Source organism: Pseudoalteromonas sp. 20-92, assembly GCF_030847595.1.
GTDB lineage: Bacteria > Pseudomonadota > Gammaproteobacteria > Enterobacterales > Alteromonadaceae > Pseudoalteromonas > Pseudoalteromonas fuliginea.
This window is the reverse complement of the sequence record NZ_JANJGQ010000007.1, coordinates 146,938-163,222: the sequence shown is the minus strand read 5'-3', so window position 1 is coordinate 163,222 and position 16,285 is coordinate 146,938. Positions and strand designations below refer to the sequence as shown.

Here is a 16,285-nt window from a genome sequence, read left to right as displayed (position 1 = left end):
ACTTGACGAGAAAGAAGGATGTGCTCACGTGTTTGTGGCATAGGGCCATCTGTCGCAGCAACTACTAAGATCGCGCCGTCCATTTGAGCAGCACCAGTGATCATGTTTTTAACATAATCGGCGTGACCAGGACAATCTACGTGTGCGTAGTGACGTGAAGGAGTATCGTATTCAACGTGAGACGTTGAAATAGTGATACCACGTTCGCGCTCTTCAGGAGCGTTGTCGATTGATGCGAAATCTTTAGCAACACCGCCGTATACTTTTGCAAGTACGTTAGTGATTGCTGCAGTTAGTGTAGTTTTACCGTGGTCAACGTGGCCGATTGTACCAACGTTTACGTGCGGTTTTACGCGTTCAAACTTTTCTTTTGCCATCTTAAAAAATTCCTAATAAAGAAATTAAAGCCTGACTCACTATTGAGCCAGACAAGCTAAAATTATATAACAGCGCGAGCTGAAATTATTGTATCTGCAACATTTTTAGAGGCTTCAGCGTACTTCACAAACTCCATAGAGTATGAGGCACGGCCCTGAGTTGCAGATCGTAAAGCAGTCGCATAACCAAACATTTCAGAAAGAGGAACTTGCGCATTAATTTGCTTAAGCCCACCTAATGCATCTTCCATGCCTTCGATTATGCCGCGACGACGGTTTAAGTCGCCAACTACATCACCCATATTTGAATCAGGAGTGAGTACTTCAACCTTCATTACTGGCTCTAAAAGTACAGGGTTAGCTTTAAGCGCCCCATCTCTCATTGCCAATGAACCTGCTATTTTAAATGCCATTTCATTCGAATCTACATCATGGAATGAACCATCATATAAAGTCGCTTTAACGCCAAGTAATGGGTAGCCTGCCAGTACACCTTGAGACATTTGCTCTTGGATACCTTTGTCTACCGCAGGGACGAACTCTTTAGGAACAGAACCACCTACGGTTTCGTTAACGAACTCGTAAATTGGTGACTCATCATCCGTAATATCCATCGGTTCAAGTTTAATCCAAACGTGTCCATATTGGCCACGACCACCTGACTGACGTATAAACTTCCCTTCAACTTTAACAGTTGAACGAATAGCTTCTCGGTATGAGACCTGCGGCTTACCAACGTTACATTCAACACTGAATTCACGTTTCATACGGTCGACGATGATATCTAGGTGAAGTTCACCCATGCCAGAGATTATAACCTGGCCTGATTCTTCGTCAGTTTGTACGCGAAAAGAAGGGTCTTCAGCAGCTAGTTTTCCTAGCGCGATACCCATCTTATCTTGGTCAGCTATAGTGCGAGGCTCAACCGCAATAGAGATTACTGGTTCAGGGAATTCCATACGCTCAAGCGTAATAATAGAATTCGGATCACACAGTGTTTCACCTGTTGTTACGTCTTTAAGACCAATAGCTGCCGCGATGTCGCCTGCGAAAACTTCTTTGATCTCTTCACGAGAGTTTGAATGCATCTGTACGATACGGCCAAGTCGCTCACGCTTACTTTTTACTGGATTATATACCGTGTCACCCTGTTTAACAGTACCAGAGTAAACACGGAAAAAGGTCAAGGTCCCAACAAACGGGTCTGTTGCAATCTTAAAAGCGAGTGCAGCAAACGGCGCTTTATCATTAGCCGGACGTTCTTCCTCAGTACCATTTTCTAAGATACCTTGGATTTGTTTCACTTGTTCTGGTGACGGCATATATTCAACAACGCCATCAAGCACAGCTTGAACGCCTTTGTTTTTAAATGCGCTACCACAAGTAACTGGAACAATCTCATTAGCTAATGTTCGTTGACGTAAAGCATTTTTAATTTCTGCTTCACTTAACTCTTCACCTTCTAAGTATTTATCCATTAGTTCTTCTGAGGCTTCAGCAGCGCTTTCAACTAAATGAGAGCGCCATTCTTCAGCCAATTCCAGAAGCTCTGCCGGTATTGCCTCATAAGAGAAAGTCATACCCTGGTCCGCTTCGTTCCAGTTAATCACTTTCATTTTTATAAGGTCAATAACACCTTTAAAGTCGTCCTCAGCGCCTACAGGCAACTGAATTGGAACAGGCGTTGCTCCAAGACGAGATTTCACCTGGCTAACCACAGCTAAGAAGTCAGCGCCCGTGCGATCCATTTTATTTACGAAGATCATTCTCGGAACTTCGTATTTGTTCGCTTGACGCCAAACTGTCTCAGTTTGCGGCTGTACACCAGACGAAGCACAAAGAACAACTACCGCACCATCTAGTACGCGTAAAGAACGCTCTACTTCGATAGTGAAATCTACGTGTCCTGGAGTATCAATAATATTGATACGATGGGCGTCAAATTGAGCATCCATCCCTTTCCAAAAACACGTTGTTGCAGCAGAAGTGATTGTGATACCACGCTCTTGTTCCTGCTCCATCCAATCCATAGTTGCAGCGCCATCATGTACTTCACCGATCTTATGAGAAAGACCCGTGTAGAACAGAACACGTTCTGTTGTGGTGGTTTTGCCTGCATCTACGTGAGCAACAATACCTATATTACGATAGCGCTCAAGTGGAGTTGTACGTGCCATATGATCCTCTTAAAGGTTAAAGACAGATTACCAACGGTAATGAGCGAATGCTTTATTCGCTTCAGCCATACGGTGAACGTCTTCACGTTTCTTAACCGCAGTGCCTTTATTATCAGAAGCGTCAACGATTTCTTGAGCTAAACGTAAGCCCATAGATTTTTCGCCACGCTTACGTGCAGCGTCTACTAACCAACGCATACCTAATGCGTTACGACGAACTGGACGTACTTCAACTGGTACTTGATAAGTTGAACCACCAACACGGCGAGATTTAACCTCTACCTGTGGGCGGATGTTATCAAGTGCAGTTTCAAAGATTTCTAGGTGCGACTTGCCTGATTTCTCAGCAGCCACGTCTAGCGCACCATAAACAATTTTTTCAGCAGTAGATTTCTTGCCGTCTAACATCACGATGTTAACGAATTTAGCAAGAAGTTCCGATCCGAACTTAGGATCTGGAAGAATTTTACGTTGACCGATTACGCGTCTTCTAGGCATTTTGTATCTCCGGTTTATTCAGGTTTGCTCTTTCGAGTCAATCACCCAAAACAATAATTATAAATATTTAGTGCTTGGCCTTACTAACGGAATACAATTACCCTTTAGGGCGTTTTGCACCGTATTTAGAACGAGCTTGACGACGATCGCTAACGCCTGCACAGTCAAGTGCACCACGAACAGTGTGAAAACGCACACCTGGTAAATCTTTAACACGACCACCACGGATTAGGATTACACTATGCTCTTGAAGGTTATGACCTTCACCGCCAATGTATGAAGTTACTTCGAAACCGTTAGTTAAACGTACACGTGCTACTTTACGTAACGCCGAGTTTGGTTTCTTAGGTGTAGTTGTATATACGCGAGTACATACACCGCGCTTTTGCGGACACGCTTTTAGTGCAGCTGAGTTACTTTTCGTAACCTTGCTACGGCGTGGCTTACGCACTAGCTGGTTAATAGTTGCCATTTAAATAGCTCCTGAAATTAAAATTACTACTGAAAAAAATAAAAAATCCGCCCTTTATTTACGAGCCTGCATTAAGCACACAAGTAAATGGGTGGCGGAATTTTAATGAGCAAAGTTTAACCTGTCAACCTAAACTAATCGCAAGACAGCATATAACTGCCTTACGATTACTTAATCTATTGATTAAGAACAGTTTATTGATTTCCAGACAAATCAGCATTTAGAGCGTCTGTAAGTGCTTGAGTTGCCTCTTCTGCACTTACTGTTTGCTCTTCTACGACTACTTTGCTTTGTTTACGGCGAGCCATACGTTCTTGATGATACGCAAAACCGGTACCGGCTGGGATCAAACGACCCACAATTACGTTTTCTTTAAGACCGCGAAGCTCATCGCTCTTACCATTCACTGCCGCATCTGTAAGAACACGTGTTGTCTCTTGGAAAGACGCTGCAGAGATGAAAGATTCTGTTGCTAGTGATGCTTTTGTGATACCCATTAATTGGATTTCAAACTTAGCTGGGATCTTACCTTGTTTTTCAAGGTCACGGTTTGCGATATTAACGCGCGCCACTTCGATTTGTTCACCAGCTAAGAAGTCAGTATCACCACCGTGTATAATGGTACATTTACGTAACATTTGACGGATAATTGTTTCAATGTGCTTGTCATTGATCTTAACGCCTTGCAAACGGTAAACCTCTTGCACTTCGTTAACGATGTAGTTAGCAACATGAGTCACACCACGTAAGCGTAAGATGTCATGTGGTGATTCAGGACCATCGGCGATAACTTCACCTTTAGACACTTGCTCACCTTCAAACACGTTAAGTTGACGCCACTTGTGAATCATTTCTTCGTAATGATCACCTTCTGGTGGAGTAATAACTAAACGCTTCTTACCTTTAGTCTCTTTACCGAAGCTAATTGTACCAGTTACTTCAGCTAATATAGCTGGATCTTTTGGCTTACGAGCTTCAAATAAGTCGGCTACGCGTGGTAGACCACCCGTGATATCACGAGTTTTCGAACCTTCTTGCGGAATACGTGCTAACACGTCACCTGGGTTTGCTGTAACGCCGTCAATTACTTCAATCGTTGTGAATGAAGGAAGACGTGTTTCTTGCAAGCCGCGCTCTTCACTTTCGATGATAAGCTTTGGTTCTTTCGTATTTACTTTAGCAAGGTCTTTAACAACTACACGGGTTAAACCAGTTAGTTCATCAGTCTGTGCTTCAGTATTTGAGTCATCAATATCGCTGAACGATACTTTTGATTTATGCTCAAGAACGATTGGGTGACTATGCGGGTCCCAAGTAGCAACGATGTCGTTACCTTGAACTTCTGCATTATCTTTAACAGTTAATACCGCACCGTAAGGTACTTTATAACGCTCTTTCTCACGGCCATGGCTATCGATGATAGTAATTTCCGTTGAACGCGAAGTAATAACAATCTTATCGTCTGTATTTAATACATATTTAGAGTTATGCAGTTTTAACGTACCGTTAGTTTTAACTTGTACATTATTTTCTGCAGACGCTCTAGATGCTGCACCACCGATGTGGAAGGTACGCATCGTAAGCTGTGTACCTGGCTCACCGATTGACTGTGCTGCGATAACACCTACTGATTCACCAGCGTTGATGATATGACCACGTGCTAGGTCACGACCGTAACAGTTAGCACAAACACCAAAGTCATTATCACAAGTGATAACAGAGCGTACGCGAACTTCATCTACTGAATGTTCTTCTAAAAGATCACACAGTTTTTCGTCAAGCATGACATTACGCTCAACAAGTACTGTATTAGTACCCGGAATCACAATATCTTCAGCAACAACACGACCTAAAACACGTTCGCGAAGTGCTTCTACAACATCACCACCTTCAATAAGCGGTTTCATTGTTAAGCCATCTTCTGTGCCACAGTCATCTTCATTGATTACCAAATCTTGTGCAACGTCTACTAGACGACGCGTTAGGTAACCCGAGTTTGCTGTTTTAAGTGCTGTATCGGCAAGACCTTTACGCGCACCATGCGTTGAGATGAAGTACTGAAGTACGTTTAGACCTTCACGGAAGTTAGCTGTGATTGGCGTCTCGATGATTGAACCATCTGGACGTGCCATTAGACCACGCATACCCGCCAACTGACGAATCTGTGCAGCACTACCACGAGCACCTGAGTCGGCCATCATAAACACTGAGTTAAATGACGGTTGCTCTACTTCTTCACCCTTTGCATTGATAACCGTGTCTTTCGACAAGTTAGACATCATTTCACGTGATAAGTTTTCGTTTACACGTGACCAGATATCGATAACTTTGTTGTACTTTTCACCAGCCGTTACAAGACCTGATTGGAATTGTTGGTTGATTTCAGTAACTTCAGCTTCAGCTGATTCAATTATCTGTGCTTTAACCGGTGGGATAACTAAGTCATCAATACCGATAGAAACACCTGACTTCATTGCATAATGGAAACCGGTGTACATAACTTGGTCAGCAAACACAACAGTGTCTTTAAGGCCTAGACGACGGTAACACTCATTCAATAAGCTAGAAATCTGCTTTTTACCAAGCGGCTGATTGATTGACGCAAACGGCATACCAGTTGGTAAAATTAGAGACAAAATTGCACGACCGACAGTTGTATCGATAACAGTAATAGTATCTTCTACTACACCATCTTCGTTTTTAACTGATTGGCTAATACGTACTTTCACGATTGCGTGAAGGTCTGCATTGCCACTGCGGTATGCTTTTTCTGCTTCTTTTGGATCTTTAAATATCGCGCCTTCGCCTTTAGCGTTAATGCGGTCACGGGTCATGTAGTAAAGACCCAATACAACATCCTGTGAAGGAACGATGATTGGCTCACCATTCGCAGGAGATAGAATGTTGTTTGTTGACATCATCAATGCACGAGCTTCAAGCTGCGCTTCGATTGTTAACGGTACGTGTACCGCCATTTGGTCACCATCGAAATCGGCGTTGTACGCCGCACATACTAATGGATGCAAATGAATCGCTTTACCTTCGATAAGCACAGGCTCAAACGCTTGGATACCCAAACGGTGAAGTGTTGGTGCACGGTTAAGTAATACCGGATGTTCACGAATTACTTCGTCAAGTACATCCCATACTTCCGGAACTTCACGTTCTACCATTTTCTTAGCTGCTTTGATCGTCGTAGCCATGCCGCGACGTTCTAATTTGCCATAGATGAATGGTTTGAATAGCTCAAGTGCCATCTTCTTAGGAAGACCACATTGGTGAAGCTTAAGTGTAGGACCTACTGTAATTACAGAACGGCCTGAATAATCTACACGCTTACCAAGTAAGTTCTGACGGAAACGACCTTGCTTACCCTTGATCATATCAGCAAGAGATTTAAGAGGACGTTTGTTAGAACCTGTAATTGCACGACCACGACGACCGTTATCAAGTAGCGCATCTACCGCTTCTTGTAACATACGTTTTTCGTTGCGTACAATAATGTCTGGTGCAGCTAAATCTAGTAGACGTTTAAGACGGTTATTACGGTTAATAACACGACGGTAAAGGTCATTTAGATCAGATGTCGCAAAACGACCACCGTCTAATGGTACTAATGGACGTAGATCAGGTGGCAATACTGGAAGTACTGTCATGATCATCCACTCAGGGTTATTACCTGATTGGTGGAACGATTCCATTAACTTAAGACGTTTAGTGATTTTTTTACGCTTAGTTTCAGAGTTAATTGTTGGTAACTCTTCACGCATCTCAGCAATTAATTGAGCAAGATCAAGTTCACGAAGCAAGTCTAAAACTGCTTCAGCACCCATCTTCGCTTCAAACTCATCACCGTGCTCTTCTAGTGCATCTAGGTATTCTTCTTCACCTAATAGTTGACCACGCTCAAGCGTTGTCATACCAGGTTCAGTCACTACGAATGATTCGAAGTAAAGAACACGTTCAATATCACGAAGCGTCATATCAAGCATTAAGCCAATACGTGACGGTAATGATTTTAAAAACCATATATGTGCAACTGGGCTCGCAAGGTCAATATGACCCATACGATCGCGTCGCACTTTAGTTAGTGTAACTTCAACGCCACACTTCTCACAGATCACACCACGGTGTTTAAGGCGTTTATATTTACCACATAAACACTCATAATCTTTCACTGGGCCGAAAATACGGGCACAGAATAAGCCATCGCGCTCAGGCTTGAAAGTACGGTAGTTAATAGTCTCAGGTTTCTTTACTTCACCGTATGACCATGAACGAACCATGTCTGGTGAAGCAAGACCAATGCGAATTGCATCGAATTCTTCGGTCTTATTTTGTTGCTTCAGAAACTTAAGTAAGTCTTTCACCTTAGCTCTCCTGTCGGAGTTAATCTTGAGGACGGGTAATCTCGTCCCTACATTCTATTCAGCCGTAACAGATGCTGCAGCGTTAACTGCAGCACCTAATTGGCTTAATTTTCTTCCAACTCGATGTTGATACCCAGTGAGCGGATTTCTTTCAACAATACGTTGAACGATTCTGGCATACCTGGTTCCATTTTATGGTTACCATCAACGATGTTTTTATACATCTTAGTACGACCGTTCACGTCATCCGATTTCACTGTTAGCATTTCTTGTAGAGTGTAAGCAGCACCGTAAGCTTCAAGTGCCCATACTTCCATCTCACCAAAACGCTGGCCACCGAACTGTGCTTTACCACCCAGCGGCTGCTGAGTAACAAGGCTGTAAGAACCAGTAGAACGTGCGTGCATCTTATCATCAACCAAGTGGTTAAGTTTAAGCATGTACATGTAACCTACAGTTACTTGACGTTCAAACTGATCGCCAGTACGGCCATCATAAAGTGTAACCTGACCACTTCGAGGATATCCACCAAGCTCAAGCATGTCTTTGATTTCGCTTTCTTTCGCGCCATCAAATGCAGGAGTAGCAATTGGTAAACCACCTTTTAAGTTTTCAGCTAGACGACGAATTTCGTCATCAGTGAAGCTAGCAATATCTACTACTTGGCGAGATTCACCAATTTCGTATGCTTGCTTGATGAATTCACGTAGCTCATGAAGCTCACGTTGCTCTTTCATCATTTCTTCAATACGTTCACCGATACCACGTGCAGCTAGACCCATATGTGTTTCAAGGATCTGACCGATGTTCATACGTGATGGTACACCTAGTGGATTCAATACGATATCTACCGTACGACCTTTATCATCGTAAGGCATATCTTCTACTGGTACGATAGTCGAGATAACACCTTTGTTACCATGACGACCCGCCATTTTATCACCAGGTTGAATACGACGTTTAACAGCAAGGTATACTTTAACAATCTTAAGTACGCCTGGCGCTAAGTCATCACCTTGGGTAATTTTACGACGTTTATTTTCAAACTTTTTATCGTATTCAGCTTTAAGCTCATCGTACTGTGCAGCTAGTTGCTCAAGTTCAGCCTGCTTGTCTTCTTGTGCAAGGCTTTGAGTAAGTAGTTTTTCAGCATTCAGTGACGTTAGTTTGTCTTCTTCGAAGCCTGCATCAACAAGTAACTTGCGAGCACGTCCTAAAACGCCAGCTTCTAAAATACGGAACTCTTCGTTGAAGTCTTTCTTCGCTTCGCGAAGCTGCATATCTTCAACTTCTAACGCACGTTTGTCTTTTTCAACACCATCACGGGTGAAGACTTGTACGTCAATTACAGTACCAGTTACAGAATTTGGTACACGTAAAGAGCTGTCTTTAACGTCAGACGCTTTTTCGCCGAAGATAGCTCGTAGAAGCTTCTCTTCAGGTGTCAGCTGTGTCTCGCCTTTAGGAGTCACTTTACCTACTAGAATATCGCCGCCTTTAACTTCAGCACCAATATAAACAACACCTGATTCATCAAGCTTGCCTAGTGCAGATTCACCCACGTTCGGGATATCTGCGGTGATCTCTTCAGGACCTAATTTAGTATCACGGGCAACACACTGTAGTTCTTGAATATGGATAGTCGTTAGACGATCTTCTTCAACAACGCGCTCTGATAGTAAGATTGAATCCTCGAAGTTATAACCATTCCATGGCATGAATGCCACGCGAAGGTTTTGACCAAGGGCTAAGTCACCTAAGTCAGTCGAAGGACCATCTGCTAACACGTCACCACGAGTAACCGGTTCGCCAACCATACAAGTTGGTTTTTGGTTAATACATGTATTTTGGTTAGAACGTGTGTATTTGGTTAAGTTGTAAATGTCGATGCCCGCTTCGCCAGGAACGCGTTCTTCTTCATGTACGTTTACAACGATGCGACTTGCGTCAGCATACATTACTTCACCACCACGTTTTGCAACGATAGTAACACCAGAATCTTTCGCTAGTGTTAACTCAATACCTGTACCTACTAACGGCTTATCCGCTTTCAATGTTGGTACTGCTTGACGTTGCATGTTTGAACCCATCAATGCACGGTTAGCATCATCGTGTTCTAGGAACGGGATAAGTGCTGCCGCTACAGAGATCACCTGTTGTGGTGATACATCCATATATTGCTGATCCATACGACCCATAAAGGTAGATTCACCTTTGTGACGACATGGAATAAGTTCATCTACAAACTCATTGGTTTCAGTTAAGTTTGAATTCGCCTGTGCGATAACAAACTGACCTTCTTCAATGGCTGATAGGTAATCAACTTCATCAGTTACAACACCGTCTACCACTTTACGGTAAGGTGTTTCTAAGAAACCGTAGTCATTTGTACGTGCGTACGTAGACAATGAGTTAATTAGACCGATGTTTGGACCCTCAGGAGTCTCGATTGGACATACGCGACCATAGTGAGTTACGTGAACGTCACGTACTTCAAAGCCTGCACGTTCACGAGTTAGACCGCCCGGACCTAATGCAGAAATACGACGTTTGTGCGTAACTTCTGATAGTGGGTTATTTTGGTCCATAAACTGTGATAACTGAGACGAGCCGAAGAACTCTTTAACAGCAGCCGAAATAGGCTTAGCGTTAATAAGATCTTGTGGCATTATTGCGTCAAGGTCACCTAAGCTTAAACGCTCACGTACAGCACGCTCTACACGTACTAGACCAACACGGAATTGGTTTTCAGCCATTTCGCCAACACTACGTATACGACGGTTGCCTAAGTGATCGATATCATCAACATCGCCTTGACCGTTACGAATAGCAATTAATACTTTCATAACAGACACGATGTCTTCTTTGCTTAATGTGCCTGGGCCTGTGTCTGTATCGTAACCAACACGGCTATTGAACTTCATACGACCTACAGTAGATAAGTCATAACGTTCTTCAGAGAAGAATAAGTTCTGGAATAAGGCTTCAGCCGCGTCTTTCGTCGGTGGCTCGCCTGGGCGCATCATGCGATAAATTTCTACTAGTGCTTCTAAACGGCTGCTTGAAGAGTCAATATTCAATGTATTTGACATGTAAGCACCGCTGTCCACTTCATTGATATATAACGTATCAATTTTAGTGTAACCAGCTTTAACTAATTCAGCCATTAGCTCAAGAGTTAGTTCATCATTCGCGCTTGCTATAACTTCACCCGTTGACTCGTCAACGTAGTTTTTAGCTATAATACGGCCAATAATGTACTCATGAGGTACTTCTAGGCGGTTAATGCCTTTCTTCTCGATGCTCTTGATGTGGCGAGCCGTAACACGACGACCGCTTTCAACAAATACTTCACCGTCTTCGCTCTTGATATCAAAAGCGGCAGTTTCACCACGTAAACGCGAAGGCACAAGTTCCATAAGAACTTTACCGTCAGCTACTTCAAACGTCGTGTTGTCGAAGAAGATTTCTAGGATTTCTTCACTAGAGTACTCAAGTGCACGTAGAATGATAGACGCCGGTAATTTACGACGACGGTCAATACGTACATATAAGTTATCTTTTGCATCAAATTCGAAGTCTAACCATGAACCACGGTAAGGAATAACGCGTGCGTTATATAATACTTTACCTGATGAATGAGTTTTACCGCGGTCGTTATCAAAGAATACACCAGGGCTACGGTGTAGCTGAGAAACGATAACACGCTCTGTACCATTGATTACAAAGGTACCGGTATCGGTCATGAGCGGAATTTCGCCCATGTAAACTTCTTGCTCTTTAATGTCTTTAACTGTGCCTGGAGCTTCTTTGTCCATAACAACAAGACGCAGTTTCACGCGAAGTGGAGCAGAATAAGTCACACCGCGAATTTGACATTCTTTTACATCGAAAACTGGCTCACCAATACGATAACTTACGTATTGAAGCTCAGAATTTCCCGAGTAGCTTTTAATAGGGAACACAGAACGGAAGGCAGCTTCCAAACCATGATCGCCATCAGCGTCCGGCACTAAGAATTTTTTAAACGATTCTAACTGTGTAGACAGTAAAAAAGGTATATCCAAAACTTGTGGACGTTTACCAAAATCCTTACGGATACGTTTCTTTTCAGAATAAGAGTAAGCCATGGGGTTCCTCAGCTTGCTGATCTTTGACCCGACCTGTTCTTGTAAGAACAGACTTAACTGGCAGCTATGCCAAGATTTTTACAACATTTAACTGTTGTTCTAATTAGATCCCACTTTAACACTAGCAAACTATAAAGCGTTGAAAGTAAAGAAAAAATCAGATTTTATTTGAACTAAAAGAGTGGATCACTCTATAGCGCAAAAAGGCCGGTGATTAAATAATCACCAGCCCTTGCCTGATTTCTCAGGCAGCGAACTTAGCAAAAGCTAAATTACTTAACCTCAACTTCAGCACCAGCTTCAGTAAGATCTTTTGCAAGTGCTTCAGCTTCTTCTTTAGATACACCTTCTTTAACAGGTGTAGGAGCAGCTTCAACAAGAGCTTTCGCTTCTTTAAGGCCAAGGCCAGTTGCGCTACGAACAGCTTTGATTGCAGAAACCTTGTTAGCGCCAGCGCCAGTAAGGATTACGTCAAATTCTGTTTTCTCTTCAGCAGCTTCAGCAGCTGGACCAGCTACCATTGCAGCTGCAGCAGTTACGCCGAATTTTTCTTCCATTGCTTCGATAAGAGCAACAACGTCCATTACTGACATTTCAGCAATTGCGTCAAGGATTTGGTCTTTAGATACAGACATTACAAATTTCCTAATAATTAACGGACATTACGTCCAAATAAATTTTACACCGAAAGTGATTAAACAGCTTAAAATTAAGCAGCTTGCTCTTCTTTCTGTAGACGTACTGCTTCAATTGTTTTACACAATTTGCCAGCAGACGCTTCTTTCATAGCACTCATTAAGCGTGCAACAGCTTCATCGTATGTAGGTAATGTAGCAAGCATTGCTGCATTAACAACATTTCCTTCAAAAGCGGCCGTTTTTATCTCGAATTTCTCATTCTTTTTCGCGAAATCTGAAAAGATACGCGCAGCAGCACCTGGGTGCTCTGATGAGAAAGCGATTAAGCTTGGACCAACAAATGAATCAGAAAGACACTCAAAATCTGTTCCTTCAAGAGCACGTTTTGCTAAAGTGTTACGGACAACTTTCATCCAAACACCGTTTGCACGAGCTTCTTTACGAAGGGCAGTAATTGCGCCAACTGTTACACCACGAGAATCTGCAACAACTGCAGATAGAGCACCATTGGCTGCTTCGTTGACTTCAGCAACTATTGCTTTTTTGCCTTGAAGATTTAAAGCCATGGGTGTTACTCCTGGTTTAATGGGGATACCGATTATCGGATTCCCCTGTTTTACTCTTCCCTACCAAACAAAGTAGAGATGCTTTTTACGGCGAGAGCCAGAAGGATTAGGAAAAATCTATCTGGGGTCTACACCGTCTACGTAGGTGAATATTAAGGCCGAAGCCACCTACGGTCTTGGACGGAAGCCCAATTTATCGTTAAACCCTAAGACTTAACGAAATTATGGACTTCAACCCGAATTCTTTACTTTGCCGACTAATAAATTAATCAACAAAATGGCGCGAAATTATAGTACAAATTTCACACCATGTAAACACTAAATTAAGCTACAGTTGTAGTTAAAGTGCTTTGGTCAACAGAAACACCTGCGCCCATTGTTGTAGAGATAGTTACTTTTTTCAAGTAAACACCTTTAGCTTGAGAAGGCTTAGCCTTCTTAAGTGCAACAATTAGTGACTCAAGGTTTTGTTGAAGTTGCTCAGCTGTGAAATCAACCTTACCAATAGTAGTATGGATGATACCATTCTTGTCATTACGGTAACGTACTTGACCAGCTTTAGCATTTTTAACTGCTTCTGCAACGTTAGGCGTTACAGTACCAGTTTTAGGGTTTGGCATTAGACCACGTGGGCCTAAGATTTGACCTAGTTGACCAACAACACGCATAGCGTCTGGTGATGCAACAACAACGTCAAAGTTCATCTCGCCTTTTTTAACTAGCTCAGCAAGATCTTCCATGCCTACTAATTCAGCACCAGCTTCTTTCGCAGCTTCTGCGTTAGCGCCTTGTGTGAATACAGCAACACGAACGTCGCGACCAGTACCGTTAGGTAGTACAGTAGCACCACGAACGTTTTGATCAGATTTACGAGCATCGATACCAAGGTTAACGGCAACGTCAACACTTTCTACGAATTTAGCTGTCGCTAACTCTTTTAAAAGAGCAACTGCTTCATTGATTTCGTAATCTTTAGTTACTTCCACTTTTTCGCGGATAGTACGCATACGTTTAGTTAATTTAGCCATTTCTTAGTCCTCTACGTTCAAGCCCATCGCACGCGCAGAACCTGCGATAGTGCGAACCGCTGCGTCCATATCGGCAGCTGTAAGGTCAGTTCGTTTTGTCTCAACGATCTCTTCAAGTTGAGCACGAGTTACTGTGCCTACTTTATCAGTGTTAGGACGGCCTGAGCCTGACTTGATACCAGCAGCTTTCTTAAGTAAGTAAGCAGCAGGTGGCGTTTTCATGTCGAACGTAAATGAACGGTCACCGTAAACAGAGATCACTACAGGAACTGGAGCGCCTTTTTCGATAGACTCTGTACGTGCGTTAAACGCTTTACAGAATTCCATGATGTTTACACCGTGTTGACCTAGTGCAGGACCTACTGGAGGACTAGGATTAGCCATACCAGCGGCAACTTGTAGCTTGATTAGAGCTTCAACTTTTTTAGCCATTATAAATACCTCATTTGGTGGGTCTCAGCCTTGTGCGCGCGAGGACGCGTACTCTAACGGCTTCCCAGTTTAAAAATTGGTTTCGTACTTTTTGCACAGTAAAAATAAATTTTACCTTAATACAAAAAGGCCGCTGATTATAAGATAATCAGCGGCCTTTTTCAAGCTTCGTGCCAAAATTTAAAAAAATAGTGGCGAAGCTTTTTTAATCAATTACTTATCTTGTTCAACTTGACCAAATTCAAGCTCAACTGGCGTAGAACGACCAAAAATAAGTACAGATACTTTTACGCGGCTTTTTTCGTAGTCAACTTCTTCAACTACACCACTGAAGTCTGCAAATGGTCCATCTGTAACGCGTACAACTTCACCTGGTTCAAATAATGTAGCAGGTTTAGGTGCTTCAGCATTTTCTTGTAAACGATTAAGAATGCGTTCTGCTTCTTTAGGGCTGATAGGAGCAGGACGATCAGACGTTCCACCAATAAAGCCCATTACGCGTTCAGTGCTGTTCACTAAGTGCCAGCTTGCGTCATTCATATCCATTTGTACTAATACATAACCTGGGAAGAATTTACGCTCAGACTTACGCTTTTGACCAGCACGCATCTCAACAACTTCTTCAGTTGGTACTAATATCTCACCAAAGCTCGCTTCAAGACCTTCAATTTTGATATGTTCAATTAACGTTTGTGCTACACGCTTTTCGTAACCAGAAAAAGCCTGTACTACGTACCAACGTAATTTAATTTCTTTGTTCTCGTTCTCATCCGACATGGGATCAGATCTCCAATCCAGTTAAAAAGCCAACAGCGCGGAATAAAATGCCATCTAATCCCCAAAGGATAAGTGCCATAATCACTGTTGCAACCATTACAATTAATGTCGTGTGGGTAGTTTCTTGGCGAGTTGGCCAAATAACTTTGCGTACTTCAATTCGAGCTTCTTTAGCGAAAGCAAGAAAGTTACGTCCCTTAAATGTTTGTGAGGCAATTGCTAATCCGGCCGCTATTGCAACAACAACGCCGATAGCACGTAGTAATACAGATTGATCTGCATACATATGATTACCAACAACTGCGCCTGCAAGTAGCGCGATTGCTACTAACCACTTTACTGACTCCATCGCACTTGATGGTGTTTCTACATTCGTGCTCATAATATTATTACCTTAACTACAGACACAACAACCCTACACTACGGCAGGGTTAATCCATTAAAATCTAAACTTAAAAACAGACTTAATTTAAACCGGTTTTTAATCTCAGACTACTCAATCACAAGTAAAACTGGCAGGGGCGGAGAGACTCGAACTCCCAACCATCGGTTTTGGAGACCGCTGTTCTACCAATTGGAACTACGCCCCTGCAAAGTGGATGCCTATTATACTTACGCAGTTCATTAACACAAGCCTAAAAGATACCCACAATGCAAAATCTCAACATTGCATTGAAAAATCAATCTTAACATTGATTAAAAAGCAGTTTATGATTGACTAGATACTCGGTTTTTACTTAGCCCACTAGGCTACAAAACTCGCGCCGCGACTAAATCGCCCCTAGATTGAACAAATTTCAATCCACAAAGGTCAACGCTC

At 42.7% G+C, this 16,285-nt stretch carries 12 protein-coding genes and 1 tRNA gene; all 13 read right to left on the bottom strand.

The features are described 5' to 3' along the window. Nucleotides 1-377: GTP-binding protein (locus tag NRL14_RS09410; protein ID WP_306724513.1), on the bottom strand; the 377-nt coding region annotated here is incomplete at its 3' end. A 62-nt stretch (nucleotides 378-439) separates the two neighbouring features. After that, nucleotides 440-2,554: an elongation factor G gene (gene fusA, locus NRL14_RS09405; protein ID WP_008133459.1), complete on the bottom strand. Its 2,115-nt coding sequence runs from the start codon at nucleotides 2,552-2,554 to the stop codon at nucleotides 440-442. 27 nt (nucleotides 2,555-2,581) lie between these two features. Then, nucleotides 2,582-3,052 (bottom strand): 30S ribosomal protein S7, encoded by a 471-nt coding sequence (gene rpsG, locus NRL14_RS09400; protein WP_010555004.1) that lies wholly within the window; start codon nucleotides 3,050-3,052, stop codon nucleotides 2,582-2,584. 97 nt (nucleotides 3,053-3,149) lie between these two features. Next, nucleotides 3,150-3,524 (bottom strand): 30S ribosomal protein S12, encoded by a 375-nt coding sequence (gene rpsL / locus NRL14_RS09395; RefSeq protein WP_002958885.1) that lies wholly within the window; start codon nucleotides 3,522-3,524, stop codon nucleotides 3,150-3,152. A 194-nt stretch (nucleotides 3,525-3,718) separates the two neighbouring features. Further along, on the bottom strand, nucleotides 3,719-7,894 hold the full coding sequence (rpoC, locus tag NRL14_RS09390; protein ID WP_007378454.1) for a DNA-directed RNA polymerase subunit beta': 4,176 nt from the start codon (nucleotides 7,892-7,894) through the stop codon (nucleotides 3,719-3,721). Between the two features lie 104 nt (nucleotides 7,895-7,998). Then, the gene (gene rpoB / locus NRL14_RS09385; RefSeq protein WP_007378453.1) at nucleotides 7,999-12,024 is read right to left on the bottom strand and encodes a DNA-directed RNA polymerase subunit beta; all 4,026 of its coding nucleotides are present in this window, start codon (nucleotides 12,022-12,024) and stop codon (nucleotides 7,999-8,001) included. A 272-nt stretch (nucleotides 12,025-12,296) separates the two neighbouring features. Beyond that, nucleotides 12,297-12,659, bottom strand: coding sequence for a 50S ribosomal protein L7/L12 (gene rplL / locus NRL14_RS09380; RefSeq protein WP_002958882.1), 363 nt, complete (start codon nucleotides 12,657-12,659; stop codon nucleotides 12,297-12,299). 74 nt (nucleotides 12,660-12,733) lie between these two features. Beyond that, complete coding sequence (gene rplJ, locus NRL14_RS09375; protein WP_007378452.1) at nucleotides 12,734-13,228, bottom strand: 50S ribosomal protein L10; 495 nt, start codon at nucleotides 13,226-13,228, stop codon at nucleotides 12,734-12,736. A 323-nt stretch (nucleotides 13,229-13,551) separates the two neighbouring features. Continuing rightward, on the bottom strand, nucleotides 13,552-14,256 hold the full coding sequence (rplA, locus tag NRL14_RS09370; protein ID WP_007378451.1) for a 50S ribosomal protein L1: 705 nt from the start codon (nucleotides 14,254-14,256) through the stop codon (nucleotides 13,552-13,554). Between the two features lie 3 nt (nucleotides 14,257-14,259). Next, nucleotides 14,260-14,688, bottom strand: a complete 429-nt coding sequence (rplK, locus tag NRL14_RS09365) for a 50S ribosomal protein L11 (RefSeq protein WP_002958879.1) — start codon at nucleotides 14,686-14,688, stop codon at nucleotides 14,260-14,262. A 213-nt stretch (nucleotides 14,689-14,901) separates the two neighbouring features. After that, on the bottom strand, nucleotides 14,902-15,465 hold the full coding sequence (gene nusG / locus NRL14_RS09360) for a transcription termination/antitermination protein NusG (RefSeq protein ID WP_007378450.1): 564 nt from the start codon (nucleotides 15,463-15,465) through the stop codon (nucleotides 14,902-14,904). Between the two features lie 4 nt (nucleotides 15,466-15,469). Then, the gene (secE, locus tag NRL14_RS09355; protein WP_002958877.1) at nucleotides 15,470-15,847 is read right to left on the bottom strand and encodes a preprotein translocase subunit SecE; all 378 of its coding nucleotides are present in this window, start codon (nucleotides 15,845-15,847) and stop codon (nucleotides 15,470-15,472) included. A 131-nt stretch (nucleotides 15,848-15,978) separates the two neighbouring features. Continuing rightward, nucleotides 15,979-16,055 (bottom strand) — tRNA-Trp (locus NRL14_RS09350). Nucleotides 16,056-16,285 lie beyond the last annotated feature (230 nt).